General features: G+C 71.1%; 20 protein-coding genes and 1 pseudogene. 5 read left to right on the forward strand and 16 right to left on the reverse strand.

The window, feature by feature from the left end; translation table 11 throughout:
* Positions 1 to 9: 9 nt before the first annotated feature.
* The 14 genes and pseudogenes from OHA89_RS20520 to OHA89_RS20585 form a co-directional block, all read right to left on the reverse strand.
* Positions 10 to 177, reverse strand: a pseudogene (locus tag OHA89_RS20520) (hypothetical protein); the annotation flags it as partial.
* A 41-nt stretch (positions 178 to 218) separates the two neighbouring features.
* The gene (locus tag OHA89_RS20525) at positions 219 to 1,082 is read right to left on the reverse strand and encodes an immunity 49 family protein (RefSeq protein WP_266609268.1); all 864 of its coding nucleotides are present in this window, start codon (positions 1,080 to 1,082) and stop codon (positions 219 to 221) included.
* 160 nt (positions 1,083 to 1,242) lie between these two features.
* The gene (locus OHA89_RS20530) at positions 1,243 to 2,118 is read right to left on the reverse strand and encodes an immunity 49 family protein (RefSeq protein ID WP_266609269.1); all 876 of its coding nucleotides are present in this window, start codon (positions 2,116 to 2,118) and stop codon (positions 1,243 to 1,245) included.
* Positions 2,115 to 4,937: a hypothetical protein gene (locus OHA89_RS20535; RefSeq protein ID WP_266609270.1), complete on the reverse strand. Its 2,823-nt coding sequence runs from the start codon at positions 4,935 to 4,937 to the stop codon at positions 2,115 to 2,117. The genes OHA89_RS20530 and OHA89_RS20535 overlap by 4 nt, the downstream gene beginning before the upstream one ends.
* Positions 4,934 to 5,362, reverse strand: coding sequence for a DUF6507 family protein (locus tag OHA89_RS20540; RefSeq protein ID WP_266609271.1), 429 nt, complete (start codon positions 5,360 to 5,362; stop codon positions 4,934 to 4,936). Before OHA89_RS20540 ends, OHA89_RS20535 begins: the two co-directional genes overlap by 4 nt.
* 48 nt (positions 5,363 to 5,410) lie before the next feature.
* Positions 5,411 to 5,722, reverse strand: a complete 312-nt coding sequence (locus OHA89_RS20545) for a pore-forming ESAT-6 family protein (RefSeq protein ID WP_266607827.1) — start codon at positions 5,720 to 5,722, stop codon at positions 5,411 to 5,413.
* A 57-nt stretch (positions 5,723 to 5,779) separates the two neighbouring features.
* Complete coding sequence (locus OHA89_RS20550; RefSeq protein WP_266609272.1) at positions 5,780 to 6,112, reverse strand: hypothetical protein; 333 nt, start codon at positions 6,110 to 6,112, stop codon at positions 5,780 to 5,782.
* 118 nt (positions 6,113 to 6,230) lie between these two features.
* Positions 6,231 to 7,649 carry a DUF6177 family protein gene (locus OHA89_RS20555; RefSeq protein ID WP_266609273.1) on the reverse strand — a complete coding sequence of 473 codons (1,419 nt, stop codon included), beginning with the start codon at positions 7,647 to 7,649 and terminating at the stop codon, positions 6,231 to 6,233.
* A gap of 92 nt (positions 7,650 to 7,741) precedes the next feature.
* On the reverse strand, positions 7,742 to 11,716 hold the full coding sequence (eccCa, locus tag OHA89_RS20560) for a type VII secretion protein EccCa (protein WP_266609274.1): 3,975 nt from the start codon (positions 11,714 to 11,716) through the stop codon (positions 7,742 to 7,744).
* A gap of 2 nt (positions 11,717 to 11,718) precedes the next feature.
* Positions 11,719 to 12,723, reverse strand: a complete 1,005-nt coding sequence (locus OHA89_RS20565; RefSeq protein ID WP_406366789.1) for a MinD/ParA family protein — start codon at positions 12,721 to 12,723, stop codon at positions 11,719 to 11,721.
* A 218-nt stretch (positions 12,724 to 12,941) separates the two neighbouring features.
* Positions 12,942 to 14,297 carry a type VII secretion integral membrane protein EccD gene (eccD, locus tag OHA89_RS20570; protein ID WP_266609275.1) on the reverse strand — a complete coding sequence of 452 codons (1,356 nt, stop codon included), beginning with the start codon at positions 14,295 to 14,297 and terminating at the stop codon, positions 12,942 to 12,944.
* 108 nt (positions 14,298 to 14,405) lie between these two features.
* A complete protein-coding gene (locus tag OHA89_RS20575; protein WP_266609276.1) occupies positions 14,406 to 14,801 on the reverse strand; it encodes a hypothetical protein in 396 nt (131 codons plus the stop codon).
* Between the two features lie 164 nt (positions 14,802 to 14,965).
* Entirely contained in the window at positions 14,966 to 15,772 is an 807-nt protein-coding gene (locus tag OHA89_RS20580) for a hypothetical protein (RefSeq protein WP_266609277.1), read from the reverse strand.
* Positions 15,773 to 15,780: 8 nt separating this feature from the next.
* Positions 15,781 to 17,310, reverse strand: a complete 1,530-nt coding sequence (locus OHA89_RS20585) for a PQQ-binding-like beta-propeller repeat protein (RefSeq protein ID WP_406366791.1) — start codon at positions 17,308 to 17,310, stop codon at positions 15,781 to 15,783.
* A gap of 140 nt (positions 17,311 to 17,450) precedes the next feature.
* Between OHA89_RS20585 and OHA89_RS20590 the strand changes: the two genes are divergently transcribed.
* Together OHA89_RS20590 and OHA89_RS20595 are read left to right on the forward strand one after the other, a co-directional pair.
* Positions 17,451 to 18,668 carry a serine hydrolase gene (locus tag OHA89_RS20590; protein ID WP_266609279.1) on the forward strand — a complete coding sequence of 406 codons (1,218 nt, stop codon included), beginning with the start codon at positions 17,451 to 17,453 and terminating at the stop codon, positions 18,666 to 18,668.
* A 77-nt stretch (positions 18,669 to 18,745) separates the two neighbouring features.
* Positions 18,746 to 19,219 carry a GNAT family N-acetyltransferase gene (locus tag OHA89_RS20595; RefSeq protein ID WP_266609280.1) on the forward strand — a complete coding sequence of 158 codons (474 nt, stop codon included), beginning with the start codon at positions 18,746 to 18,748 and terminating at the stop codon, positions 19,217 to 19,219.
* 14 nt (positions 19,220 to 19,233) lie between these two features.
* Here OHA89_RS20595 and OHA89_RS20600 read toward each other — a convergent pair whose 3' ends face one another.
* Positions 19,234 to 20,904 carry a bifunctional 3'-5' exonuclease/DNA polymerase gene (locus tag OHA89_RS20600; RefSeq protein ID WP_406366793.1) on the reverse strand — a complete coding sequence of 557 codons (1,671 nt, stop codon included), beginning with the start codon at positions 20,902 to 20,904 and terminating at the stop codon, positions 19,234 to 19,236.
* A gap of 71 nt (positions 20,905 to 20,975) precedes the next feature.
* Here OHA89_RS20600 and OHA89_RS20605 point away from each other — a divergent pair, with 71 nt between their 5' ends.
* Both OHA89_RS20605 and OHA89_RS20610 read left to right on the forward strand, forming a co-directional pair.
* The gene (locus OHA89_RS20605; protein ID WP_215141634.1) at positions 20,976 to 22,154 is read left to right on the forward strand and encodes a DUF2786 domain-containing protein; all 1,179 of its coding nucleotides are present in this window, start codon (positions 20,976 to 20,978) and stop codon (positions 22,152 to 22,154) included.
* A gap of 135 nt (positions 22,155 to 22,289) precedes the next feature.
* The gene (locus OHA89_RS20610; RefSeq protein WP_266609281.1) at positions 22,290 to 22,535 is read left to right on the forward strand and encodes a DUF397 domain-containing protein; all 246 of its coding nucleotides are present in this window, start codon (positions 22,290 to 22,292) and stop codon (positions 22,533 to 22,535) included.
* A gap of 123 nt (positions 22,536 to 22,658) precedes the next feature.
* Here the strand turns inward: OHA89_RS20610 and OHA89_RS20615 are convergent, their stop codons facing one another.
* On the reverse strand, positions 22,659 to 23,147 hold the full coding sequence (locus OHA89_RS20615) for an ATP-binding protein (RefSeq protein WP_406366794.1): 489 nt from the start codon (positions 23,145 to 23,147) through the stop codon (positions 22,659 to 22,661).
* A 348-nt stretch (positions 23,148 to 23,495) separates the two neighbouring features.
* Between OHA89_RS20615 and OHA89_RS20620 the strand changes: the two genes are divergently transcribed.
* Entirely contained in the window at positions 23,496 to 24,374 is an 879-nt protein-coding gene (locus OHA89_RS20620) for a helix-turn-helix transcriptional regulator (protein WP_215141630.1), read from the forward strand.
* The last annotated feature ends 59 nt before the right edge of the window (positions 24,375 to 24,433 follow it).

Below are 24,433 nucleotides of genomic sequence, written 5' to 3' on the forward strand. Positions count from 1 at the left end.
CCGGCCGAACCAGCGGTTCTGGAGCGTCTCGATCCAGGCGTAGGGGTACTCGTCGAACTCCGCCGCGGACTCCCGGAGGAACGAGACGGGGACCCGCGCCAGCTGGTTCACCCGGTCGTCCTCCGACGTCTCGAGCCCTGCCAGCGCCTCCTCGGCGCTCTCGGCGACCGGTGCCATGGCCTCGGCCGCGTTGTCCGTGCGGATCGCGTGGCGGGGGATCACGTGGGGAACTCGCCGCCCCAGCTGCGCTGGAGGAGGTGTTTGGGGAGGTAGTCGGATTCGACTTCGATCGGGATCTTGCCGTCGTGGGCCAGGCAGGCGATGGCGAGGGGGCCGAGGGCGATGGTGCCGTCGATGTCGGCTTTCCGGTCCTCGTTGAGGGTCCAGTAGGCCTTGTGCAGCTTCAGTGCGTCTGCCAGGGCGGGGCTGAAGCCTGCCTCGTCTTTGCGCACGAAGTGGTAGAAGAGGTTGATCGGCGGATAGAGCACGCCTTGCAGCAGGTCGCGTGGAGCGACTCGTACCACTTCGGGGTTCGAGGCCTCGATCGTGGCGATGAGCTTGTCCACGAGGCCCGGACGCTGGAGCCAGTAGGTCTGCAGCACATCCACCCAGTGGTAGACGTACTCGTCGTACTGCCCCTCCGGGGAACGCAGTCGATCCAAGGGGATCTCGCACAACTGTGTCATCCGCGTCTGGTCACGGCAGATGACGGCCAGCCAGAATGCCGTCAGCCAGTTCCCCGCATCGGCCGGCGGCAGAGGGCCGACCGCCGGAAGGGTCCGCAGCTTGCGGTTGATGCGGCACTCGACGGAACCCTCGCTCACACCCGTCACGGCAAACAGGGCCGAACCCAGCTGCATCGCGTTGACCATGGCTTCCCACGTCTCCACAGCCGCCGCCCGCGGGTCGATGACACAGCGAGCGCGCAGAGCCAGAAGAGAGGAGTTGAACGCGAAATCGATCACGCCGGTTGACTCTTCGAGACTGTCGATTCGCCGGGCCATCCGCTCGCCGAGCCGCTCGGCAAACTGCTCGGCATCGGGGCCGCCCGGTATGGCGTGTCGGTGAACGCTTGCGGTCACGTGTCGAACTCTCCCACCCAGGAACGGTCCAGGGGCCGGAGCGGAAGGTAGTCGGACTCGACCTCGTCCGTGCGGAATGCGTGGCGTGCGACGGCGGTGGTCATTTGGGTGTCTTCCGTGGGTTGTGGCGTCAGGTGTGTGCTGCCCGCGGGTTTGCGCGTTACGCGTCGAACTCGCCGCGCCAGGCGAAGTCGAGGAGGGCCTCGGGGAGGTAGTCGGTCTCGACCTCGACCGGGATGCCGTTGGCCTTGGCCAGGCAGGCGATCGCCAGCGGAGCGAGGGCCACGATCCCCAGGATGTTCTCGGTGCGGTCCTCGTCGGCGGTCCAGTACTCCTTGTGCCAGCGGACGGCGTCGGCCAGGGCGTCGTTGAAGCCGGCGGTGTCGTTGCGCAGGTAGCGGTAGAGCATCATGATCGGCGGGTACCGGAGCTTGGTCATCGTCTCCGCGTCGACGACGCGGGCGTGCTCGGGAGCGCTCAGGTCCACGGCGCGCACCAGGTGCGTGCGCAGGTCGTCACGGCGGAGCCAGAAGCTCTGGAGGGTCTCCACCCAGGCGTAGGTGTACTCGTCCAGGGCTCCGCCGAAGTCGCGCAGCAGAGACACCGGGATCCGGGCCAGCATGTCGAGGCGGGCTGCTTCACGGCAGATGATCGCGAGGTAGAAGGCGTTGAGCCAGGTGTTCGCGTTGAGGTAGGTCTGCGGCCCGGTGGTGGCGAGGTGGCGCTCCTCCTCGCGGATCTTGCAGGTGACCGTTTCCCGGTCAGGAGCGGCGGCGGCGAAGACGGCCGAGTGCACCTGCATGGCCAGCAGCCAGGACTCCCAGGTCTCCAGCATGACGGCACCGGGGTCCCCGACACAGCGGACGAATGCGACGTTCAGCGACCTCATGACTGCGCCCGACCTGGAGTTGTGCGAGGTCTCGAACTCCTCCAGCGAATAGGACAGCGACCCCTCCATGGCGGGAACCACCGCCGCCATCTCGTCCTTCTGATAGTCCTGGCGCGGCACGATCACGGACGCTGTCTCCTTTGTCATATCTTGAAGAATTCGAGGACGGCCCCAGCGTACTTACTGCCGCCGTCCGTGGCCTTCACCATGGCGTACTCCAGGTTTTTGCCGTCCAGGGCCCTCGTGAGCTCATCGGCAAGGGCCTGGTTCGTCCATACCTTGCCCGAGGCATCGGTCACCTTCAGATTCGGCCGGAGTTCCATCTCGGCGATGATGGTCCGCAGGTACGGCTCGGTGCCCTGCTTCACCATGAAGCCTTCGGCCGGACCGACGCCCTTGCGCCAGAGGAGGCCGGAAGAGGGCGCCTTCGCCTCGATGATCATCAGCTTGCCGTCCGGACGACGGTACAGCTGGTCGAACATGTTGGCGCCGTTGGGCGTCTTCGGCAGCGGCTGCTCCACCGAACCGGGGAACTTCTCCGGGACCACGTGCAGCCGCGCCGCGTCCTCGCCCAGGCGCTCCGAGAACGAGGTGTTGTTGGAGGTGTTCTCGCCCCACCGCGGGGTCATGCGCGTGTCGAAACGCTCCTGCGCTTTCGCCAGATCGTCCAGCGTATCGGCGGTGGGCGAGGCCTTGTGCGCGCGCTCGGCGTTGGCGAGTTCCACCGAGGCCTTGCGGTCCTTGGCGACGTCGTCGAGGTGGTCGATCGCGGGATGGGCCTCGTCGCGGACGAATGGATCACGGCCGAACTTGGTCTCGGAGCCGAGGGACGGAAGGCTGTTCTTGGAGATCCAGGCCCCGTCGCTGTCCTTGGCCAGGATCGGCAGCTCGACGCCGTCGATCTTGGTGTGGATGCTGTGACGGTGCCCGTCCGACCGGTAGTACTGGTCGAACCAGCTCTTGTCGGGGTCGTTCGCCCTCTGTATGAACTCGTCCTGCTTGGCCTTGACCTGCTCGGGCGTCATCTGCTGCCCGGAACCGGGGTGCGTCGGCTGGCCGTCGTGACCACCCGCCGGGGTCGTCCCGTCACCCGCCCGGGCCGCGTCGTCACCGAAGCCCGGGATGTCGTCGAAGCCGCCGGGTCCGTGGCCGCCCAGCGGGCTGTGGGTGCCGCCCGCACCAGGGCCGTCCGGGTGGGTGGCGCCTGAGCCCGGGCCGTCCGGGTGGGTGCCGGCTGTGGACGGGGTGTCCGGGTGGGAGCCGCCGGTGGGCTGGTTCAGGTCGTTGCGCGGCATGTTGTCCGGGGCGTGGCCGCCGGGGGTGCCGTGGTCGCCTGCGCGGCCCGTGGGGGTGTTGTCGAAGCCGCCCGTGCCGTGTGCGCCGTTGTCCATCGCGTGGACCGGGTCGGAGATGTTGCTGCCGAGGTGGATGTCGCCGCCGCGGCCGCTGACGCCGACGAGTTCGCGTTCCGGGACCTTGGCCGTGGCCGGGGAGTCCGTCTTCGGGGCGTCGACGCGCGGGGTGTCCGCGCCTGCGCCCGGGGTCTTCTCGGGCGGGGATTCCTCGCCGCGCTGGAAGAGGCTGCCGTCTTCCTTGTACAGGTTGCCGGCACCGTCGACGTACTTCGCCGGGGTGTCGTCGAAGGGCAGCTTGACCGTGCCCGGCGGCAGGGTGGCGGTGCCCTCGGGGAGCTTGATGTTGCCGTCCGGGAGCTTGATCGCGCCGTCCGGGATCGCCGTGCCGTTGGGGAGGTGGATCGCCCCGTCGGGCAGCATCACGGCGCCGTCGGGCAGGGCGACCGCGCCGTCCAGGTTGATGTTCGGCGCCTCGATCTTGCCCATGCCCTTCAGGCTGGCCATGACATCGCCGATCTTCGAGATGCCCGCGCCCGCGCCCTTGAACATGTACGTCATCGGGTCGATCGCCCGGCCGGCCTTGCCCGCGAAGGACAGCGCCTTCGCGACCGCGCCCGCCTTGCCGGCGCCCGAGGCCGCGCCGCCCGCGCCGCCGGTGAAGACCGTGGTCAGGACGTTGAAGGTGACCGCACCGGCAGCCCGGGACGGGTTGGAACCCCACTGGTCCCAGGCCAGGAGCGCTTTGCCGGTCTCCTTCATCGCCGTGCGGGAGTCGCGCAGCCAGGAGGGCAGTTTGTCCTCGGGGGCCGCCATGAAGAGCGGGCCCACACCCGGGATCATGGCGATCCCCAGACCGGTGCCCAGCTTGGCCAGACCCGTCCAGGACTGTTTGAAGGTGTCCCAGCCCTGAAGTCCGACGAGGCCGCCCAATCCCTTGAGGGTGCCCCACACGCCGTCGACGATCACGCCCTTGCCGAACTCCCAGGCGTGCTCCCACACCTGCCACGCGGGGATGGACTCCTCCACCGCGTCACCCCAGGGCAGGGACTTGGACTGCTTCAACGCCTCCGCGTCGTAGCCGTACATGTCCTTGGCGTTGGAGCCGTCGTTCACCTTCAGCGGCGCGCCGCCGACCAGGGCGACGATCTTCGCGTAGGCGGCCCGTTCCACTTCCTGGAACTGGGTCCACACCTCGGCTATCTCGTTGCGGCGATCGAGGTTCTCGTCGATCAGATCGCCGTCTTCACGCCACTTCTTGTCCTTGTCCGTCTTCTCGCGGAACGTTTCCGCTTCCCGCTTGAGGTTCTCGAGCTTCTTGATGATGGGTGCGGCGTCGCGGGAGTACGTGCCGAGGGCGCCGGCGATCGTGCACATGTCGGAGCTGAGCTTCAGGCCCAGGTCGGAGACCGGCTTCGTCGTCGCGAACAGCTGGTCGGCTTCAGGCGCCTGGTAGAACGCCTGGATCCCGCCGAAGCTGGTGTGGACGTCCGACGCCTTCGTCGAGACGGCGGCCCCGCCCGACGAGATCGCCTTCACCTTCTCGTCGAGGGTCGGCAGATGGCCCGTGAAGACCGGCACCTCAGCCGGGTCGACCGGCGCGTTCCCGCTCACTTCTTGGCCCCCGTCTTCTCACGCAGGAATTCAAGGTTCACGGACTTGGCCGCGTCCTGCGCCTCCTTGGCCTGGTCGAGATCGCCTTCCAGGTACTCGTTCGTCGCCGTCACCGCGCCGAGGATGCACGCCTCGATCCGCTCCGCCATCGACTTGAACTCCGGCTTGCGGACAGTCAGGTACTCGCCCAGCGCGGCCGCGACCGGGCCCAGCGCCTTCTGCGTGAGGTGCGGCTGGCCGACCGGAACGGGGCCCGCCAGTTTCGTCTCCGCCTGAGAGCCAGGGACGGCGGTTCCCGCGGCCTGCGCCGCCTCCGACATGGCGGTGAGCAGGGCGTTCAGGGCCGTCTCGAGCTCGCCGGCGTTCGTGCCGACGGTCTTCAACTGGCCCTGCACACCCTGCGGCTTAATGTCCCACGACGTCATCAACGACCCCCCGTACAACCAACCAACTGACCTACGTCACCGGCCTGTTCAGCCGATCTTGTCGACCGCGGCCCGCGCCCGCTGAAGCGTCTGCTGCGCCGTCACGTCGTTCTTCTCCAGCGTCGTGTTCAGCAGCTGGATGATGTTCTTGACCTCCTGCGAGGCGTTCTTCCACCGCAGCTCCTTGGCGTGGTAGTCATCCGCCACACCATCCGCCGCGAAGTCCGTCATCGCCGCCGCCACCTGCGCCTCACGCGCCGCGATCACCTGCTCCAGCTGACCGATGACCGCCTTGATACCGCCCTGCACCTCCGTCGAGGCACCCAGGTCATACGCCCGACGATCCGTCCCACTCGCCATCACAACCACACTCCCCGCGAAGACAACTCAAAAGACCCAGAAGAAGACGAGCAGGGCTCAGCGGCCACGGAAGCGGGCGCCGTCGAAGTTCGCCGCGCCCTGCTGCTGCCGCGCGTTCTCACCCTGCTCCTGGTCACCCGACCCGAACGCCTGCTCCATCCCCGACTGACCGCCGAGAATCGCCGCCAGCGAAGCGTTCAGCTCCTTCGCGATGCCATCCGCACGCAGCTTGAACGAGTCGAACGCCACCTTGCCCTGCCCCTGGAACTTGCCCTCCAGCGGCTGCGCCGCAGCCACCAGCTGCTTGATCAGCGACCCCAGGTCCGTATTCGAATTACGTGACCCGGACATCAGGTTCGTCAGAACCTGCGTCCCCATGTCGAACTTCATCCCACTCCCCCGTACTCTCGAACGCTCTTACGTATGTCCAGTTTCCATCAACTCACATCGCTGCTGCAACCAGCAACGGGCCACCTGTGACCCACCCATGACAAACCACCAGGGCTCTTCACGCGCCCTTCAGATGCCTGACCAGCTGCTCGAAGACGCTCCACCCCGACAGGTCCGACGGGTCCCCCGGCAGCGGGTAGTAGTAGGCGGGGCGGGTCTTCGGCCCCAGCCGCACCGGCTGTTCGGCCAGCGGCGTACGCCGGGCCCGGTCGTCCGGCATCCCCCGGACCTCCTCCGCACCCAGGACGAAGGCCAGCGGTACGCCCGGCCCCTCGAAGCGCGGCGGCACCAGCAGGTCGCGGCGTGCTTTGCGGAGCTGTACGAGCATGGACTGGAGGTGGTGGCGCGTAACGAGCGCTTCCGCGGTGCGCTGAAGCGCGTCCAGCGGCAGTTCCTCCCCGGCGCCGTAGCCGAGCGCCAGCGTCACGTCCTCCTCGACGCCCGCCTTCGTACGGCTGACCCGCACCGTGGCCAGGCCGGGCCGGCCGGGGCTGCCCACCACCACGAACCATGTCGGCTCGGGGGCCCGCGAGAACGCCACATCGGTCAGCCGGCCGGGGGACCAGGGCAGGTTGGCCGGTTCGGCCGTCCCCCACCCCGCCGGGGGCTCGCCGGTCAGCTCGCGCCACACCGTCTCCAGGGCCCCGCCGAGGACCAGCCGGTCGTCCGCGGGGTGGATGGTGCGGAAGGTGACGGCCAGCTGCCGCTCGGCCGTGTTCACGGCCTCCTTGTAGGTGGCGGCGACCTGGGTCCGCGGGTCGTCCTCGGTGGCGTCCTCGGACACCACGGTGGCGAACATGCCCTCCTGCCAGCGCAGCACCGCGCCCGAGAGGCCGTCGTAATAGCCCTCCCGCCCGTCCTGCACGACCCACCGCGACGGCCACTCCGGCATGTTCGCCAGTACCGCCGGGGACAGCATCGTCCCGGGCGGGGTGACGACCTGCAGGCCCCGCTCGGCGGCCGCGGCGGCCCGGAAGGCGTCGGAGAGCCAGGCCGTCATGGCGACGACCGGGCGGTCCATGATGACCACGGCGACGCTGTGGGTCAGCACGTCGACGGCGGGCTGCGCGGCGGCCGGCGTCGGCGCGACGCTGACCCCGTCGGTCTGCACCACGCCCAGGTTGTGCGCCGCCTCCGGCGGCCAGGCGGTCCCGCCTGCCAGGGTGGTGAGGCGGGCCGCGAAGGTCCCCGCGAGGCGCTCGGCGTCCGGGACGCCGGTGGTGGCGCGGGCCTCCGTCCACCAGTACGGAACCCGGGGCGCGGTGGCGCCGAGCAGCCGCTCGGCTTCCCCCTCGACCTGCACCAGCAGCGGCGCCTCGACCGAGACCAGCGGCCGCCCCTGCTCGTCGCAGAGCTGTACGACCGCCCCCTCGCCCGTCGTGTTCACCAGCTTGTCCGGGCCCCCGGAGAGGAGGCCCGTGAGCACCGCCCACGGGTCGGGCATCTTCGGGGTGAGGGCTATGACGTCCTTGGTCATGAGGTCGTACGGTCCTTCGCAGTCCGATATACGGGGGACGGGGCGGGGGCAGGGGTGGTCGCGGGAGCGGGGGCAGGGGCGGTCGCGGGGCGCTATTCGGGCGTGTACACGGTCTGGATCAGGCGGTTGGACTGACCCCGGCGGATGAGCACACCGCGGCCGGCGGGCTGCTGGGAGGCGTACACCCCCGGGAACAGCTGGCCCTCGCCCCGGTCGCCCGCCATGACGACCGCCGAGGCCCCCGATTCGCGCAGGCCCTGCACCAGCGGCTCGTACATCCCGCGCGAGGCGCCCGCGACGCGGCGCGTCAGGACGAAGTGCAGCCCGATGTCCGCCGCCGACGGGATGTACGGGACGAACGGGGCGAGCGGCGTCTGCCCCGCGGTGGTGAGCACGTCGTAGTCGTCGACGAGGACCACGATCCGCGGTCCGCCGCCCCAGCTGCCCGGCTCCAGGTCCTCCAGGGGGGCGCTGTCGTCGGGCATGCGCCGTTCCAGCTCGGTGGCGATGCCCGCGGCCAGCCCGGCGCACATCTTGGCGTTGTAGGCGTAGCCGCCGTTGAACTCCTCCGGGACCACACCGCGCAGGCTGCGCCGCGGGTCCATGATGGCGAAGACCAGCTCGTCCTCGCCGTAGCGGTCGATGAGACCGCCGGCGATCGTCTTCAGCAGGTTCGTCTTGCCGCACTCGCTGTCGCCCATGACCAGCAGGTGCTGGTCGTGCTGGAACAGGTCGAGGAGTACGGGCGCCAGCGCGGTCTGGTCCAGGCCGATCGGCACCCGCTTGGGCTCGGAGACCGGGCCCGGCAGCAGGTGCGGCTCCAGCAGGTGCGGCAGCACCCGTACCGGCTGGGCGGCGTCGCCGCTCCAGGTGGCGCGGATCGTACGGGCCGTGCGCTCCAGCACCGCGCCGAGCTCGGAGGTGTCGCGGAGGCCGTCCGTACGGGGCAGGGCCACCTGCGCGAAGAGCTTGCCGTCGGTGAGGACGCGGCCGGGCTCGTCGGGCGACAGGGTCTCGGCGAGCTTGCGCTCGATGCTGGACTCGCCGGGGTCGTTGAGGCGCAGCTCGACGCGGGTGCCGAAGTTCGACTGGGTGGCGATGCGCACGTCGTTCCAGCGGAGCATGCCCGCGACGACGTGGATGCCGTAGCCGCCGCCGCGCTTGAGGATGTCGACGACGGCGTCGTCGAGCTCCTCGAAGTCGTCGCGCAGCGCGCCGAAGCCGTCGATGACGAGGACGATCTCGGCGGAGGCCAGCTGGGGCAGCCGGCCGCTCGCGTGCAGGGTGCGCAGCTGCTCGACGGAGTCGATGCCGTGCTCGCGGAAGAGGTCCTCGCGCAGGGCGAGCATGGTGCGTACCTCTTCGACGGTACGGGCGGCGCGCTCGCGGTCGGCGCGCCCCGCGATCCCGCCGACGTGCGGCAGGCCGGACAGGGCCTGGAGGCCGCCGCCGACCAGGTCGAGGCCGTAGACGCCGACCTCCTGCGGGGTGTGGGTCAGCGCGAGCGAGAGGACCAGGGTGCGCAGCAGGGTGGTCTTGCCGGACTGCGGGCCGCCGATGACGGCGGCGTGGCCGCCCGCGACGGTGAGGTCGAGGTACCACTCGCCCTGCCACTGCTTCGTCGGGTCGTCGAGCAGGCCGAGCGGCACGGTGAGCCGTCCGCGCCGCTTGGAGAGCTGCATTCCGCGCGCGCCCACGTCGAGGGGGCCGGCGACCGTGTCCAGGGAGATCGCGTCCGGCAGCGGGGGCAGCCAGATGCGGCGCACCGGAGCGGCGGCGTTCTCCAGCTGTTCGACGATGACGCCCATCTCGGTCGGCCCGGTCTCGCGGCGGCGTGCGGAGGGCTCCTGACCGCCCGTGCTCTCCGGCTTGGACAGGGTGTTGAAGGCCTCGTACTCCAGGGCGAGGGGGCCGGTGTCCTCGTCCTCGGCCCGCTGTACGGGGCCCCGGTAGGCGCCGGAGACGTAGCTGGCCTTGAACCGCTCGTAGTGGCTGGTGTCGACCTTGAGGTAGCCGAAGCCGGGCAGCGGCGGGAGGTGGAAGGCGTCCGTGGTGTCCAGGACCGTACGGGACTCGTCGGCGGAGAAGGTGCGCAGGCCCAGCCGGTAGGAGAGGTACGTGTCCAGGCCCTTGAGCTTGCCGCCCTCGATGCGCTGGCTGGACAGCAGCAGGTGCACGCCGATGGAGCGGCCGATGCGGCCGATGGACAGGAACAGGTCGATGAAGTCGGGCTTGGCGGTGAGGAGTTCACCGAACTCGTCGATGACGACGAACAGGTGCGGGAGCGGGTCCAGGTCGGGCCGGCGTTCGGCGCGCAGCGCGGCGTAGTCACCGATGTCGGCGATGTTGCCCGCGTCCTTGAGGACCTGCTGGCGGCGCTTGACCTCGCCGGCGAGCGAGGCGTGGACGCGCTCGACGAGACCGGCCTGGTTCTCCAGGTTGGTGATGACTCCGGCGACGTGCGGCAGGTCCGCGAACGGTGCGAAGGTGGCGCCGCCCTTGTAGTCGACGAGGACCAGGGCGAGGTCCTCCGGCGGGTGCGTGGCCACCAGGGCGAGGACGAGGGTGCGCAGCAGCTCGGACTTTCCGGAACCGGTGGCGCCGACGCACAGGCCGTGCGGGCCCATGCCCAGCTCGGAGGATTCCTTCAGGTCCAGCAGCACGGGCTCGCGGGAGTCGCTGATGCCGATGGGCACGCGCAGGAAGGCGCGTTCGCCGCGCGGGGCCCACATGCTCGGCAGGTCGAGGCGGGCCACGTCGTCGATGCCGAGCAGGTCGGCGAAGTCGACGGGCCCGGACAGCGGGGCGTCGATGAGGGACTCGGCGGACAGGCGCAGTGGGGCGAGCATCCGGGCCAGGCCCTCGGCGAAGGGGATGCCGACCTCGTCCACGGTGCCGTGGGCGCTGATGGGCTCGTCCTGGCGCAGGTCCTCGATGAGCACCTGGTCGCCGTCGACGGTGATCCGTACGCCGACGTGTCCGGGCTCCTGGACCCGCTGTTCGAGCAGGTGGAGGACGGTGACGCCCATCTCGCGCAGGCCGACCGCGTCGTCGGGGCGCGGCAGTTCGACGGCGTCCTCACCGTGTCCGTCGGTCACGACGAGCAGCCGGGACGACATGGCCAGGGCGTCCTTGCCGGACAGTCCGCGGCGCACCTCGGCGGCGTAGGAGGCGCGGCGGCGCAGTTCCGGGCCGACCTGACGGGCGAGCTGGGCCGCGGAGGGGGCGATGCGGCGGGCGGCGACGGGGCCGTCGAGCTGCTCGGTGTCGAGCAGGTGCGGCATCCACTTGGCCCACTCCCAGTCCGGGAGCCGGTCGCCGGGCACGGCCAGCGCGATCGCCACGTCGTCGGGGGCGTGCAGGGCGGCGGCCTGGACCAGCAGGGCGCGTGCGACGCGCAGGCAGTCCTCGCGGGGGCCGATGACACTGATGTTGCCGACGCGGTCGAGCGGGACGGTGAGCGGGAGTTCGGTGCCGTTGCGGAAGCGGGCCGTCAGCGCCGACGCCTCGTTGAGCATGAACTGGTCGGGCGGGGTGAGGACGGAGGATCCCTGCTGGCCGATCTGCAGATCCCGTACGGGCATCTCGCCGGTGCCGACGCGCACGCGCAGGAAGTCGCCGTCGATGCGGCGGCGCTCCCACAGCCGGGCCGGGTCGCGGACGATGTCGTACAGGGCGTGCGGCGACGGGTTGAGCACGTCCGCGTGCTCGCCGCGTTCGCGCTCCTCGCCCGCGAGTTCCTCGCGCAGGTCCTCCAGGTAGGCGAGGTAGGCCTCGCGCTGGGTGCGGCGGGTGCGCTGGGCCTTGCCGCGCTGCGAGAAGACGAGCGCGAGGGAGCCGATGATGGTGACGACGAGGATCAGCGCGCCGAGCCCGGCGAACTGGCTGTTGCGGACGACCGTCATCATCACGACGGACGACATGACCCCGGCCACGGGCAGCAGCGACATCGCGATGTTGCCCGCCTTGCCCTCGGGGAGGTTGGGCGGGGCCTCGATGGTGCGTGCGGCGGGGGTCGCCGGGGGCCTGATGGTCCGCGCCGGGCGGTGGATCAGTCGGGTACTCATCGTCAGTGGCGCTTCTGGGAGAGCTGGAAGACGTCCGCGGCGAGCCGGGCGGCGGTCTGCCTGGTCGAGTGGGCGAGCAGTTCGGTACGGATGTGGCCGCCGTCCGCCAGGTGGCGGTCGTACGGCAGGACGTGGACGCTCGGCCCGGCGGCCTGCAGGGTGCGGACCGCCTCGGCGAGGTCGATTCCCGACTGGGGCGCCTGCTCGGTGAGCACGACGACGGTGCTCGCCATCACGTGCGGCGGCAGACCCTGCATCCACTGGAGGACCGCGTACGTGCTGGCGACGCCGTCCAGGGTGGCGGGGGTGGTCAGGACGCGGGCCTGGGAGGCGGAGAGCGCGACGCGGGCGACCTCGGCGGGCAGCGTCTCGCAGTCGACGACGGTCACCCCGAAGTAGCGGCGGAGCGCGACCATGGCCCGCTCGTAGGACCGGGTGTCGAGCATCGCGCCGATCTGGCCCTGGCTGCCGGGCAGCAGCCAGGCGTTGTCCCGGAGCTGGACCAGGTAGCCGGTGACGTCGAGCAGCGACATCTGGGGCTCGACGATGTCCGCGACGTCGCCGGTGGTCCAGCGCAGGGTCTCGGCGCCGAGCCGGATCGGCAGCGAGCCGAGGGCCGGGTCGGCCTCGACGAAGAGGACGGGGTCCTGCCGGTAGTGCGCGTACGTGGTGCCGAGCAGGGCCGCGACCGTGGACTTGCCGGCGCCGCCGCGGATGGAGGTGACGGCTATCTGGCGGCCGGTGGTCACGGGCTGCTGGAGCAGTTCGGCGGCACGGGTGGCCTCGGCCACCTCGCGGGCGGCGGACGAGGAAACGGTCCTGCGTACGGCGCGCACGGCGCGGGTGGTGAAGGGCTCACCGTGCCGCGGCTTGCGGCCCGCCCCGGCGAGGTTCTTGTCCACCGCGGGCCGGGACTCGGGCGCACGGGCTCCCTGCCCGCGCCCTCCGGAGGCGTACGCGGCCTGCGGCTGCGGCTGGGCCTGCGGCTGGGGGTAGCCCTGGGGCACGCCCGCGGCCGGGGCGGCCGGCGCTCCGGCCGGCCCTGGTGCGGGTACCCGTACGCGGGATCCGCGGCGCCCGCGGCGGGGGCCTGCGCGCCGGGACCCGGCATCGGCTGCGGACCGCCCGGACCCTGGGCCGAAGGCTGCGCTCCGCCCCTGAGGTCGCGCAGGACGTCGCCCTGCCAGTTGTCTCCGTTAGGCATGTCTGCCCCTGCCCCTCTTCCTCAGAACTTGTTGAGCAGCTGCCCGTACACGCCGAACACCCCGACGGCGAGCGGGAAGAGTCCCACCATGCCCACCGATTCGATGAGGTCGGCCGTGCGCCGCAGCCGGACCTGCACGTGCTCCGGCGGCTGTACCGCGAGGACGAGCAGCGGCAGCAGCGCCGCCGCGCCCAGCACGGCCAGCGGTGCGGCGCCCCCGCCGTGCCCGGTCCACAGCATCACGAGGCGTACGACGAGCAGCGCCGAGGCGGTGATCAGCGCCACGACCTCGGCGACCAGCGGGAACGCCCGCGCCCTGGACAGGAGCACCACGGCGACGAGCGCCGGCAGTGTCACCGTCCACACGGAGGGCTTCTCGGCCAGCGTCAGCAGCCAGCCGGCGGCCGCCGCCGAGATCGCCGTGGCGATCGTCGCGAGCGCGAGCCCGCGGTGCGTGGCGGCGAGCGCGTTGCCCACCTCGTGGCGGCTGACGGAGGCGCCGCCCGAGCGGCGGTCGTCGAGCGCGGTGAGCCCCGAGGCCATCAGGGCGAGCCGCGGCAGCATGCCGAGCAGCACCACGGAGAAGAGGACCATGACCGCGCCGAGCCGGGCCGGGTCGCCCTGGACGGCGGCGACGGCTTCCCACAGGGCGGTGATCACGGTGGTGGCCACGGCGCCGATGAGCCCGCCGCGGCCGAGCGGCGAGAAGTAGCCGAGCAGCACCAGTGTCAGGACGAGCGCGCCCGCGACGGCGGCGAGCCGCGCGATGCCCGACCAGTGGTAGGCGTCAGCGGCGGTCCACGCGGTGAGGACGCCCAGCCCGCCCGAGGCGAGCAGCAGGGCCGTGGCCAGGCCTCGGTTGCCCTGCCCGATGCGGGAGATGAGGGCGCCGGCCGCCATCAGGACGAGCGTGACCGCGGTCAGGGCGCCGGCCAGCGATTCGAGCGCGAACTCGCGGCGGGCGAGCAGCGCGGCGGTCACCATGAAGGCGACGGTCGCCACGCCCGCGCTGCCCCGCCGGGCGGCGGGACGCCAGCGCCAGGCCTGCAGATCGAGGTCGTCGGCCACCAGGTCGGTGACGTCGTGGACCACGGGGGCCGGCGGAGCGGAGTGGCTTCTGACGAGGCGCAGGACGGCACCGTCGGCTATCCCGGCCGACGAGAGCGTGCTGTCGTGCGGCAGCGCGGAGCCGTCCGTCGTGATCAGCTGACGGGTCAGCGGGCGCGATGCGGCCCGGTCGTCGAGCAGCTGCAATATGTCCGGGAGCAGCTGCCCGATCGGGGTGTCGGAGGGCAGGACCATGTCGGCCCGGCGCCGCTCGCCGACCAGGGTCACCCGGCTCAGTTGCGCCCGGGAAGTCGTTGCTGTGCTCACCACTTACGGGAACCTATCATCGCGGGATTGCGACCTTTCGGGGCAAGGGGGGACATGGCGCTGCTGCCGGACTGTGAACTCTCCCGGATCTGCACGCCTCTGCTTCTTCCTCTACGACTGCGTCGGCTTGGGCGACTTGGCCGTGTGCGAGGGCGTGGGCTGTGAAGTCTTGGGCGATTTCGGCGGCTTCGACGGGGACGGGCTTGCCGCACCGGACGGCTGCTGCGACTTCGACGGCTGCCCCAGCGGCTGCAGCTGGCTCTGCTGTTGCTGTTGCTGCTTCTGCTGTTGCTCGGCCTTCTGCTTCGCGAGCGTGTGCTGGACGAAGGACCACCCGACGCAACCGGCGCACAGGACGGCCGCGATGGCGATCCCCGCGAACAGCTTTCCGAGCCGCTCGTCCGCCGTGCGCCGCGCCCGCTGTGCGCCGAAGAGCAGGGCGTCCCTCATCCTGCGGCGGCGTACCGCCACCGATTCCAGAAGCTGGCTGTCGTAGTCCCGTGCCATCCGTCGTCCGTTGCCTCAGTCTCGGCTCGTCGAGCGCCAACCACCGCTCCGGGGCGCGGCTGCTGCGCGTGCGCCATACGAAGTCCCCCGTGTTTTGCCTCTGCAACATAGAGCATGCACCGGCATCGAGCACATCCGGACCGGGGAGTGAACGCCAGCGGCGGTTACAGGGGGGTTTGCTCCTTGGGGTCGCCGGAGAGGCGGACGGTGCTCAGGATGCGCATGACCAGGTCGTCGCCGACCGCGCCGGGGACGCCCGTGCGGCCGTAGAAGTTCCAGGCGACGAAGCCGCCCTTGGAGTTCTTGAAGCCGAAGACGATCGCCTGGCCGTCTCCGGCGCAGCGGTTGGTCTGCTTGACCCCCGCGGAGCGGGCCTTCACGTACGTTCCCTCGACTCCGGACTTCGTGCGGTACTTCACCGGCTTGTCCCAGGTGACGAGGCTCTTGTCCGGCTGGGTGTAGGCGGCGTAGACCCAGGTCGGCGCGTTCTTCTCGGCGATCTCGGCGGTGTCCTTCGCCCCTTCGGCGCCCTTGGTGCCGGCGGCGCCGAGCTTGACGTCCGTGATCCGGCCGTCGCCGTCGGCGTCGATGCTGCACCACTTGGACTTGTAGAAGGCGGGTGCCGTGTGCCCGATGAGGAGCTTGTCCGGGTCCTTGCGGTCCGTGTGGCCGCTGAAGACGCTGGGCGCGAGGACCTCCCAGTCCGGCGGGACGTCGAACGCGGTGCCGTGCTCGGGGTTGACCACGGTCTTCCAGCCCGCGACGAGCGGCTTCGACGGGTCGGACACCGGTGGGGGGCCCTCGTCCTTCTGCCGGACGACCACGACGGCGGTGACGGCGGCGGCGACCGCCACCGCGGTCAGGACACAGATCCCGATGACGGTCCGCCGCCGCCCTTTCGGCGGCTGGGGCTGGGGCTCCTGCGGCCATTGCGGTGGGCCGAACTCGCCTTGCCGGTACTGGTTCTGCATGGTTCCCCCTACTTGCCGAAGGACAGGATCGCGCGGCTCGCGACTCCGGGCTCGGGGCTGGCCACCCTGCCGTTGAGCAGGAACAGCCGTCCTCCCGCCCAGGCGATGCGGACCCCGTGGTCGTAGATGACGCCCTCGGCCCCGGCGGCCGCCGCCGGGCTCTGCAGGAGCGGTTGCGAGGAGCCGTCGGCCGGTGCGAGGGACACGACCGAGCCGGTTTCGCCGCTGCCGGGCCGGACGTAGACGACGATCCTGCCGTCCTCGACGGCGAGCGGCCACACCGTGCGGTCCTTCGGCTGCTCGGCCGTGCGCCACTTCTCCTTGCCCGTGTTCAGGTCGACGGCGACGACCTGGCGGGTGTCGTCGATGCCGAGGTCGGGGCCGGTCTTGCCCGCTCCGATGTACAGCGTGTCGGCGTCGGCCACGGCGGCGTAGCACTCCTGGTAGCCGGTCGAGTTGCCCCATCCGTTGCACCGGCCGCTGACCCCGAACCCGGCGTCGCTCTGCGAGCGGACCTTTCCGTCGGGCGTGAACGCGGTGATGTTCCAGGTCTTCTTTTCCTTGTTGTACGCCGCGACCACCAGCGGGTCCACGGAGAGCACCCGGCCGACGTTCCATCCCTTCTCGTACGTGTGGCTCCACTTGGAGCCGCCCGTGGCCGGATCCAGCTCCTCGACCATCGACCGCGCGGACCCGACGGGTTCCTTCGGGGCGAAGCAGTTGCGGAGGCTGATCAGCCGTGAGCCCCCGGCGAACGCGCTCGGGGAGCAGCCGTTCGTGTTCGACGTACCGAAGAGCTTCCTGCCGTCGGTGACCGAGAAGCCGCTCATGACGGCCGACCGGGCGACGGCCACGGTGTCGCCGGCGATGGCCATCTCGAACTCCAGCGAGCTGTCGTAGGAGTTCTCCTGCGGCACCGGTGCCTTCCAGCCCGCCGTACCGGTGGTGAGGTCGATCTGCTGGAGCTGGGTGCAGTGCGCCGTCGCCGAGTCGCTCTCCTTCACGCCCACGACCAGCTTGCCGGTGGCGGACGGGGCCCGCGGAACCCCGCACAGCGGCGTCTGCAGCGGGAGCTTCCACTTCTCCTGGCCGTCGGCCACCGCATAGCCGGTGACCTCCTTGTACATCGCCTTGACCACGATGTCGCCCACCCGCCAGGGGCCGTACTGCGAGGCTCCCGCCCCGACGACCTCGGTCTGGTTGTCACGCAGCCAGACCCGCGCCTCGCCGGGCTGGATGCCGGCATTGGGGTCGTAGACGCCGGAGCCGACGCCGGAGCCCTTGCCGTCGCCCTGGTCGACCGAGGGCGAACCGGACGGCACGGCCGACTCCTTGCCGTCCTGTGCCGCGGGCTTGCCGCGGTCACCGCCGACCGCGAGGTACACGCCGCCGCCGAGGACGAGCAGTACGCCGGCCAGCACCGCCAGGACGATCGCCGTCCGGCCACTGATCCGGCGGCCCCCGCCGCCACCGGTCCCACTGGGCTGGGGCTGGAAGGGTTCGGGGGGCGGCCCGAAGCCGGCAGGTGTCTGGTTCATGGCACGAGTGTGGCCGATCCGGAAGTCTTTCTAGAATAGATTTTTAGACGACTTGCCCCCGGGCCGCCGAGTCGCCCGGGGGAGGGGGCCGGGCTACGTTGGAGGGTGGATCCTTCTCTCCACGTGGCAGGAGGCCGGGCATGACGACACGGTGGCGCAGTGCGGTGGTGGGAGCGGCCGCGGCGGGGCTGCTGCTGGTGCCCCTGGGCGTGGGAGCCGGAAACGCGGGGGGCACGGCGGGCCTCGCGCCCGCCGTCGCGGCGGCCGCGACGCCCGCTGCCGAGGACTTTCCCCAGCTGACCCCCGCGGTGGCCGCGCAGCTGGACGAGGCCGTCAAGCAGGTCATGACCGAGGCGAAGGTGCCCGGGGTGATGGTGGCCCTGTCGGCGCCGGGCAAGGGCGAGTACGTACGGTCCTTCGGTGTCGCGGACAAGGCGACGGACGCACCGATGACCACCGACCTCTACATGCGGATCGGCAGCGTGACCAAGACGTTCACCGTGACCGCCCTGCTGCAGCTGGTCGACGAGGGCAAGGTCGGGCTGGACGACCCGATCGGTAAGTACGTGGACGGCGTCCCGAACGGGGACCGGATCACCCTGCGCGAGCTGGCGGGGATGAGGAGCGGGTTGTTCAACTACTCCGAGGACGAAGGCTTCTTCAAGGCCCTGACGAGCGATCCCCGGCGGCCGTTCACCCCGCAGGAGCTGCTCGGGTACTCCTTCAAGCACCCGGTGCTCTTCGAACCGGGCGCGAAGTTCCTCTACTGCAACACCAATCTGATCCTGCTCGGGCTGGTCGTGGAGAAGGTGACCGGGCAGAAGCTCGACGATTACGTCAACCGGGAGGTCGTCGCGGCGGCCGGGCTGAAGCACACCATGTTCCCGGCCGGCGCGGAGTTCCCGAGTCCGCACGCCCACGGCTACACGGACCAGACGGCCTCCGGGAAGACCGAGGACGCCACGAACTGGAACCCCTCCTGGGGCTGGGCGGCCGGAGCGATGAACTCCGACCTCACCGACATGCGGAGCTGGGCGAAGACGCTGGCCACAGGTTCCCTGCTGACCCCCGCCACCCAGGCCGAGCGGCTGAAGGTGACCCCGGCGCTCCCGGGCACGGGCTACGGCCTGGGCATCTTCAACGTCCAGGGCTGGATCGGGCACAACGGCTCCCTGCCCGGCTACGAGGCGCTGGTGGTGTACATGCCGCAGACGCAGGCCACGATGGTGGTGCTGCTCAACACGGACATCGGCTACGAGGGCTCGGAGCCCAGCACGCTGTTCGGTGAGGCGATCACGAAGGTCGTCACCCCGGAGCACGTGTTCTCGCTGCCCGCCCAGCCCGTCTCCGGCAACTGACCCGAGGCGCTGTCTCTCTGTCCGATCCCGCGCGCACAATGGTGCCGGCGCGCGGGAGCGGACTTGAGGAGATGTGGATGAGCGGTCAGGCAACAGGGTCCCGGGTCGCGGTACGCACCGCGGGCGAGGCGGACCTCGAGGTGGCGGCGGAGCTGTTCCGCGGCTACCTGGAGTTCTACGAGGTCGACGTGAAGGACGCGGAGCGGCCGCGCGCCTTCCTGGCGGAGCGCCTCGCGAACGACGAGTCCCAGGTCCTGCTAGCCGATGTCCCGGGCGCCGGGACGGTGGGATTCGCGCAGGTCTACCGGACGTTCTCCTCGCTCTCCATGCGGCCCGTGTGGGTCCTGGGCGACCTGTACGTCGCCCCCTCCGGCCGCCGCACCGGCGCGGGCCGGGCCCTGCTGCACGAGGTGTTGCGGCGGGCCCGCGAGGCCGGGGTGGCCGGCGTGCAGCTGGAGACCGCGTACGACAACACCGTCGCGCAGGGGCTGTACGAGGCGGAGGGCTTCGTCCGCGAGGGCTTCCACGTCTACTTCCACGAACTGGGCTGAGCGACGCGCAGCGGTCACTTGGCGTCGGCGTAGCACTCCACGACCGCCGTCGTGAACGGGAACCGGACCGGGGTGTCGCCGAAGGCGATCCGGCCGGCCCGGTCACCGGCGGCGCGGATGGCCTCGGCGACGGCCGCGGCCTCCTCGGCCGGGCAGTGCACGATCACCTCGTCGTGCTGGAAGAACACCAGCTCGGCGCGCATCCCGGCCAGGGTCTGCCGCAGGCCCGCGAGCAGCAGCAGGGCCCAGTCGGCGGCGCTGCCCTGTACGACGAAGTTACGGGTGAACCGGCCGCGGGCCCGGGTGTTGGTCGAGGCGTAACTCGGGGTCCAGGCGTCCTCCCGGTCCTGCGGGATCCCGGCCTCGCCCTCGTCCGGGGTCTCGGCGGGCGGCGGGCAGGTGCGGCCCAGCCAGGTCCGTACGAGCCGGCCCTCCTCGCCCGCCTTCGCCGCGTCGTCCACGTACGCCACGGCCCGCGGGAAGCGGCGGCGCAGTGCGGCCAGGTTCTTCAGGCCGTCCCCGGAGGTCTGCCCGTAGACGGCGCCCAGGACGGCGATCTTGGCCTTGTCGCGGTCGCCGGAGAAGCCCTGCCGGGAGACGGCGGTGTAGAGGTCCGCAAGTTCCCCGGCCACTTCCATGAAGGCGGGGTCGCGGGAGATCGCGGCGAGCACCCGCGGCTCCATCTGGTCGGCGTCGGCCACCACCAGCCGCCAGCCCGGGTCGGCGACGACGGCCCGGCGGATCACCTTGGGGATCTGCAGGGCCCCGCCGCCGTTGGTGACCCAGCGGCCGGTGAGGGTGCCGGCCGGGATGAACTCCGGGCGGAAGCGGCCGTCCCGCACCCAGTCCGCGAGCCAGCTCCAGCCGTGGGCGGTGTAGATCCGGTACAGCTTCTTGTACTCGATCAGCGGCTCGACGGCGGGGTGGTCCAGCTCCTGGATCTCCCAGCGGCGGGTGGACTTGAGTTTGATCCCGGCCTCGGCGAAGGCCTTGATGACGTCGGCGGGCAGGTCGGGGCGCACGCGCCGGCCGAAGGCGGCGGAGATCCGGTCGGCCAGCTCGGCGAGGCGGCGGGGCTCGCCGCCGCCCGCGTACCGCTCGCCGAGCAGCTCGGTCAGCAGGGCGCGGTGGACGTCGGCCCGCCAGGGCAGGCCCGCGCGGTTCATCTCGGCGGCGACGAGGAAGGCCGCGGACTCGGCGGCGGTGAGCAGCCGCATGCGGTCGGGATGGGCGGTGGCGCCGATCCGTCTCGCCTGGTCGGCGTGGACGGCGAGCAGGGCGTCGAGGGGTACGGGGGTGGCGGGCCGCGGATCGAAGAGGGAGTCCTGGGCGCCGGGTTCGGCGGCGCGCTGTGGCGGGTCGGGCGGTACGGGGGCGTTGGTGAGCCGGGCCCAGGCGGCGGCGGCCGAGCGGGGCTCGCCGAAGCGGCCCTCGTGGCCGAGGAGCAGCAGCTCGGCGTCCTCGACGTCGTAGCAGCGCTCGACGCGGGCGCCGGCGGCGAGCAGGCGGGGGTACACGGCGGCGGTGGACCGCCAGACCCAGCGGGTGCCGGCCGGTGCGGCGCGGATGGCTTCGGCGGGGTGGCGTACGCGGATCCGGGATCCGGCGCCGGGGTCCACGGGCGCGGCGTGCCACAGCCCCTCGCCGTCCTCGGCGAGTCCCCACCGACCTGCGCTTTCGCTCACGCAGCGAGTGTCCCACCGGGGTCTGACAGCCGCCGGGAAGGGGACACGGAGGACATGCCAAGCTGAGAGGTGTGAGAGACCTTGCCGAGACCGTCGACCGAGCCTTCGCCGCCGCCCTCTACGCCCAGGACGACACCGGGCTGGACACCGGGGCGTCGCTGCTGGTCGCCGAGACCGAGCGGTGGGCCGCTGTCGGCCGGGAGCTGCTGGGGCGCGGGGAGGCGTACGTACGACAGGGCTGGGAGCGGGGCTGGCAGCCGGCCGACGTGCTCCGGCTGGTCCGCCGGGACCTCGAGGAGCGGCACCTGCGGATCACCGGGGACCTGATCGCCGCCGAGGCGCGCCGCTACGCCCGGCTCCCCGAGCGCTGGACCGATGCCGAGGTCTGGTGGGGCGAGGACGGGGCGTACGCCGACCGGCTCGCGCAGCGCGAGCGGACGGACCGGTTCACGCTGGCCACCGCCTTCCTGGAGGTGTTCCGGCTGCTGATCCGGCTGCCGTCGATCGAACCGGTGGGCCCCCTGCCCGGCGACCCGGCGGACGCGCTCGTGGAGCACGCGCACATCGAGCCGCGCATGCTGGGCCGGATCCGCGCGCTGCTCGCGAAGGCGGAGGCGACCACCTTCCCCGAGGAGGCGGAGGCGCTCAGCGCCAAGGCCCAGGAGCTGATGGCCCGGCACACCGTGGACGAGGCGCTGCTCGCGGCCGGCGGCAAGGGCCCGGCCCAGGTGCCCGGCGCCTGCCGGATAGGCGTCGAGCCGCCGTACGAGGAGGCCAAGGCGGTGCTGCTCGACGCGGTGGCCACCGCCAACCGCTGCCGGGCGGTGTGGAACAGCGGCTTCGAGTTCTCCACGGTGGTCGGCTTCGAGAGCGACCTGGAGGCGGTGGAGCTGCTGTACACCTCGCTGCTCGTGCAGGGCACGGCGGCGATGACCCGCGCGGAGGCCGCGCAGCGCTCGGGCGGGCGCAAGCGGACGAAGACCTTCAGGCAGTCCTTCCTGCTCGCGTACGCCAGCAGGCTCGGCCAGCGGCTCGCCGAGACGGCCGAGCACACGGCGAGCGAGGCCCCCGGCAACCTGCCGGCCCTGGTCGCCCGGGACGTGGCGGTCACCTCCCGGGCGGAGGAGATGTTCCCGCGGACCACGACGACCCGGCTGCGCGGCGCCACCGACCACGCGGGCTGGGAGGACGGCACGGCGGCCGCGGATGCCGCCCATGTGGCCCGCCGAGGCAAACCGCTACCGCGCTGACCGGGGCTCCGCCCCGGCCGGGACCGCTCTGTGACCAGGGAAGCACCGCGCGTGCACGTGCATCTGCCCATGCATACGCCAATGAACACAGCTATGATCCGGTGCAGTTGACATCTGCACTATCGGGGGCTTCCTGTGGACCACGCGTACAACGGGATGGCAGCTGCAGAACTCGCTTCCATGTTTGAGCTGACCTGGCAGAAGAGCAGACACAGCAACTCGCAGGGATCCTGCGTGGAGTTCGCGAAACTGCCCGGCGGCGATGTCGCCATGCGCAACTCGCGCTTTCCGGACGGCCCGGCGCTCGTGTACACGCCGGCCGAGATAGAGGCCCTGCTCCTGGGCGTCAAGGACGGCGAGTTCGATCACCTGATCGGCTGACGGAACGGCGCACCCCATCAAGCCATGCACGTGCACTGGCCGGGACTGATCACTGAGATCAGTCCCGGCCAGTTGTCGTGTTCAGGGCGGGTGGTTCCGGCTCGTTCCCCGCTCGCTCCCCGCTCAGTCCTGGAGCAGGAACAGCGCCCAGACCACCTTGCCGGTCAGCCGGCCCGCGAGCGGGTGCCAGCCCCAGCTGTCGCTGTACGAGTCCACCAGGAACAGCCCGCGCCCGGACTCCAGGTCGCAGTTCTCCTCCGTGCGCTCGGGGGAGAAGGAACCCCCGGGCCGGTCCTCGCTGGGGTCGCGCACCGCGCATACCAGCCGGGTGCTCCACCGCATCAGGTGCAGCCGTACCGCCGGCTCCGCCTCGCCGCCCGCACCCCGCGAATCCTCAGGCAGGGCATGGCGAAGCGCGTTGGTGACGAGCTCGGAGACTACGAGGGCGACATCGTCGAACCGCTCGTCGAGACCCCACTGGGACAGCGTCGACCGGCAGAAGGTGCGTGCTCCGCGCACGGCTTCCAGCCGGGCGGGCAGGGCGCAGGACGCGGACCCGGAGACAGCCGTGGGGTCGACCGGGGGAAGCCCCTGCCGTAACGGCTCGAGCATGGTCGATCCATTCGTCCCCATGCGAGGCACTCCCGGGATTCGCGGACGAAGCGGCGGCCTCGTCCAAAGAGAACTGCGGGGTGGGTCCGGCGCCGGCGCGAACAGCACGCAGGTGCGCGGGGACCATCGTTCCGAATGGGAGAGCCGGATGCAAGGGCAGATGCACGTGCACGCGCCGGACCTGTCCACTCCCGTGACGGTTCTTGCTCATTTCTTCCTACGCATACTTACGGACTTCTTTTCCAGGAGCCTGGATTCCGTTACAGAACGAGTACGGGCCGATGCGTTTTGGTGGCAGACTGCGGGCCCTGGGGTACGGGGGCCCCGCGCGCACGCATGCCAATTGCGATGGGGAGGGCAGTACTAGTGACCGCAGAAGCGAGCGGTTCTGTGGTGCGCCGCATCCTCCTGGGCTCCCAGCTCAGGCGACTCCGAGAATCCCGCGGCATCACCCGTGAGGCGGCCGGCTACTCGATCCGCGCATCCGAATCGAAGATCAGCCGCTTGGAGTTGGGAAGGGTGAGCTTCAAGGCCAGAGATGTGGAGGACCTCCTCACGCTCTACGGAGTCACGGACACCGCCGAGCGCGAGTCCCTGCTGGGACTGGTCCGCGAGGCCAACGCGACGGGCTGGTGGCACAGTTACGGCGACGTGCTGCCCGGCTGGTTCCAGACGTACATCGGTCTGGAGGGCGCGGCCTCGCTCATCCGCATCTATGAAGTCCAGTTCGTCCACGGCCTGTTGCAGACCGAGGCCTACGCCCACGCCGTCGTCAGCCGCGGCATGCCCGGCGCCACCCCCGCCGAGATCGACCGCCGCGTCGCGCTGCGCCTGGAGCGCCAGAAGGTCCTCGTCTCCGAGAACGCGCCGGTCTTCCACGCCGTCCTCGACGAGGCCGCCCTGCGCCGCCCGTACGGCGACCGCGACGTCATGCGCGGTCAGCTGGAGCACCTCATCGAGGTCTCCCAGCGGCCCAACGTGCAGCTCCAGGTGATGCCCTTCTCCTTCGGCGGCCACGCGGGCGAGAGCGGAGCCTTCACCCTGCTGCGCTTCCCCGAGTCCGACCTCCAGGACATCGTCTATCTGGAACAGCTCACCAGCGCCCTCTACCTGGACAAGGACGAGGAAGTGGGGCAGTACGGGCGGGCGATGGAGCGGCTCCAGGCAGACTGCCCCGACGCGGACCGGACCCGGGATCTTCTCCGCGGTCTGCTCCAACTGTCTTGATTCGAACGTACTATGACTCCTGATCAGTGCATGACGACCGATCGGTCTCCGGTGCAGCG

Origin of the sequence: Streptomyces sp. NBC_01546 (assembly GCF_045208355.1) — a bacterium.
Taxonomy (GTDB): Bacteria; Actinomycetota; Actinomycetes; order Streptomycetales; family Streptomycetaceae; genus Streptomyces.

What these genes read in the sequence shown, in the direction of transcription:
- OHA89_RS20590 (WP_266609279.1), top strand. Translation starts at nt 17,451, where the DNA reads ATGACGACACGGTGGCGCAGTGCGGTGGTGGGAGCGGCCGCGGCGGGG.
- eccCa (WP_266609274.1), bottom strand. Translation starts at nt 11,716, where the DNA reads ATGAGTACCCGACTGATCCACCGCCCGGCGCGGACCATCAGGCCCCCG.
- OHA89_RS20580 (WP_266609277.1), bottom strand. Translation starts at nt 15,772, where the DNA reads ATGCAGAACCAGTACCGGCAAGGCGAGTTCGGCCCACCGCAATGGCCG.
- OHA89_RS20575 (WP_266609276.1), bottom strand. Translation starts at nt 14,801, where the DNA reads ATGGCACGGGACTACGACAGCCAGCTTCTGGAATCGGTGGCGGTACGC.
- OHA89_RS20585 (WP_406366791.1), bottom strand. Translation starts at nt 17,310, where the DNA reads ATGAACCAGACACCTGCCGGCTTCGGGCCGCCCCCCGAACCCTTCCAG.
- OHA89_RS20595 (WP_266609280.1), top strand. Translation starts at nt 18,746, where the DNA reads ATGAGCGGTCAGGCAACAGGGTCCCGGGTCGCGGTACGCACCGCGGGC.
- OHA89_RS20615 (WP_406366794.1), bottom strand. Translation starts at nt 23,147, where the DNA reads ATGCTCGAGCCGTTACGGCAGGGGCTTCCCCCGGTCGACCCCACGGCT.
- OHA89_RS20540 (WP_266609271.1), bottom strand. Translation starts at nt 5,362, where the DNA reads ATGACGTCGTGGGACATTAAGCCGCAGGGTGTGCAGGGCCAGTTGAAG.
- OHA89_RS20530 (WP_266609269.1), bottom strand. Translation starts at nt 2,118, where the DNA reads ATGACAAAGGAGACAGCGTCCGTGATCGTGCCGCGCCAGGACTATCAG.
- OHA89_RS20545 (WP_266607827.1), bottom strand. Translation starts at nt 5,722, where the DNA reads ATGGCGAGTGGGACGGATCGTCGGGCGTATGACCTGGGTGCCTCGACG.
- OHA89_RS20620 (WP_215141630.1), top strand. Translation starts at nt 23,496, where the DNA reads ATGGGGAGGGCAGTACTAGTGACCGCAGAAGCGAGCGGTTCTGTGGTG.
- OHA89_RS20555 (WP_266609273.1), bottom strand. Translation starts at nt 7,649, where the DNA reads ATGACCAAGGACGTCATAGCCCTCACCCCGAAGATGCCCGACCCGTGG.
- OHA89_RS20550 (WP_266609272.1), bottom strand. Translation starts at nt 6,112, where the DNA reads ATGAAGTTCGACATGGGGACGCAGGTTCTGACGAACCTGATGTCCGGG.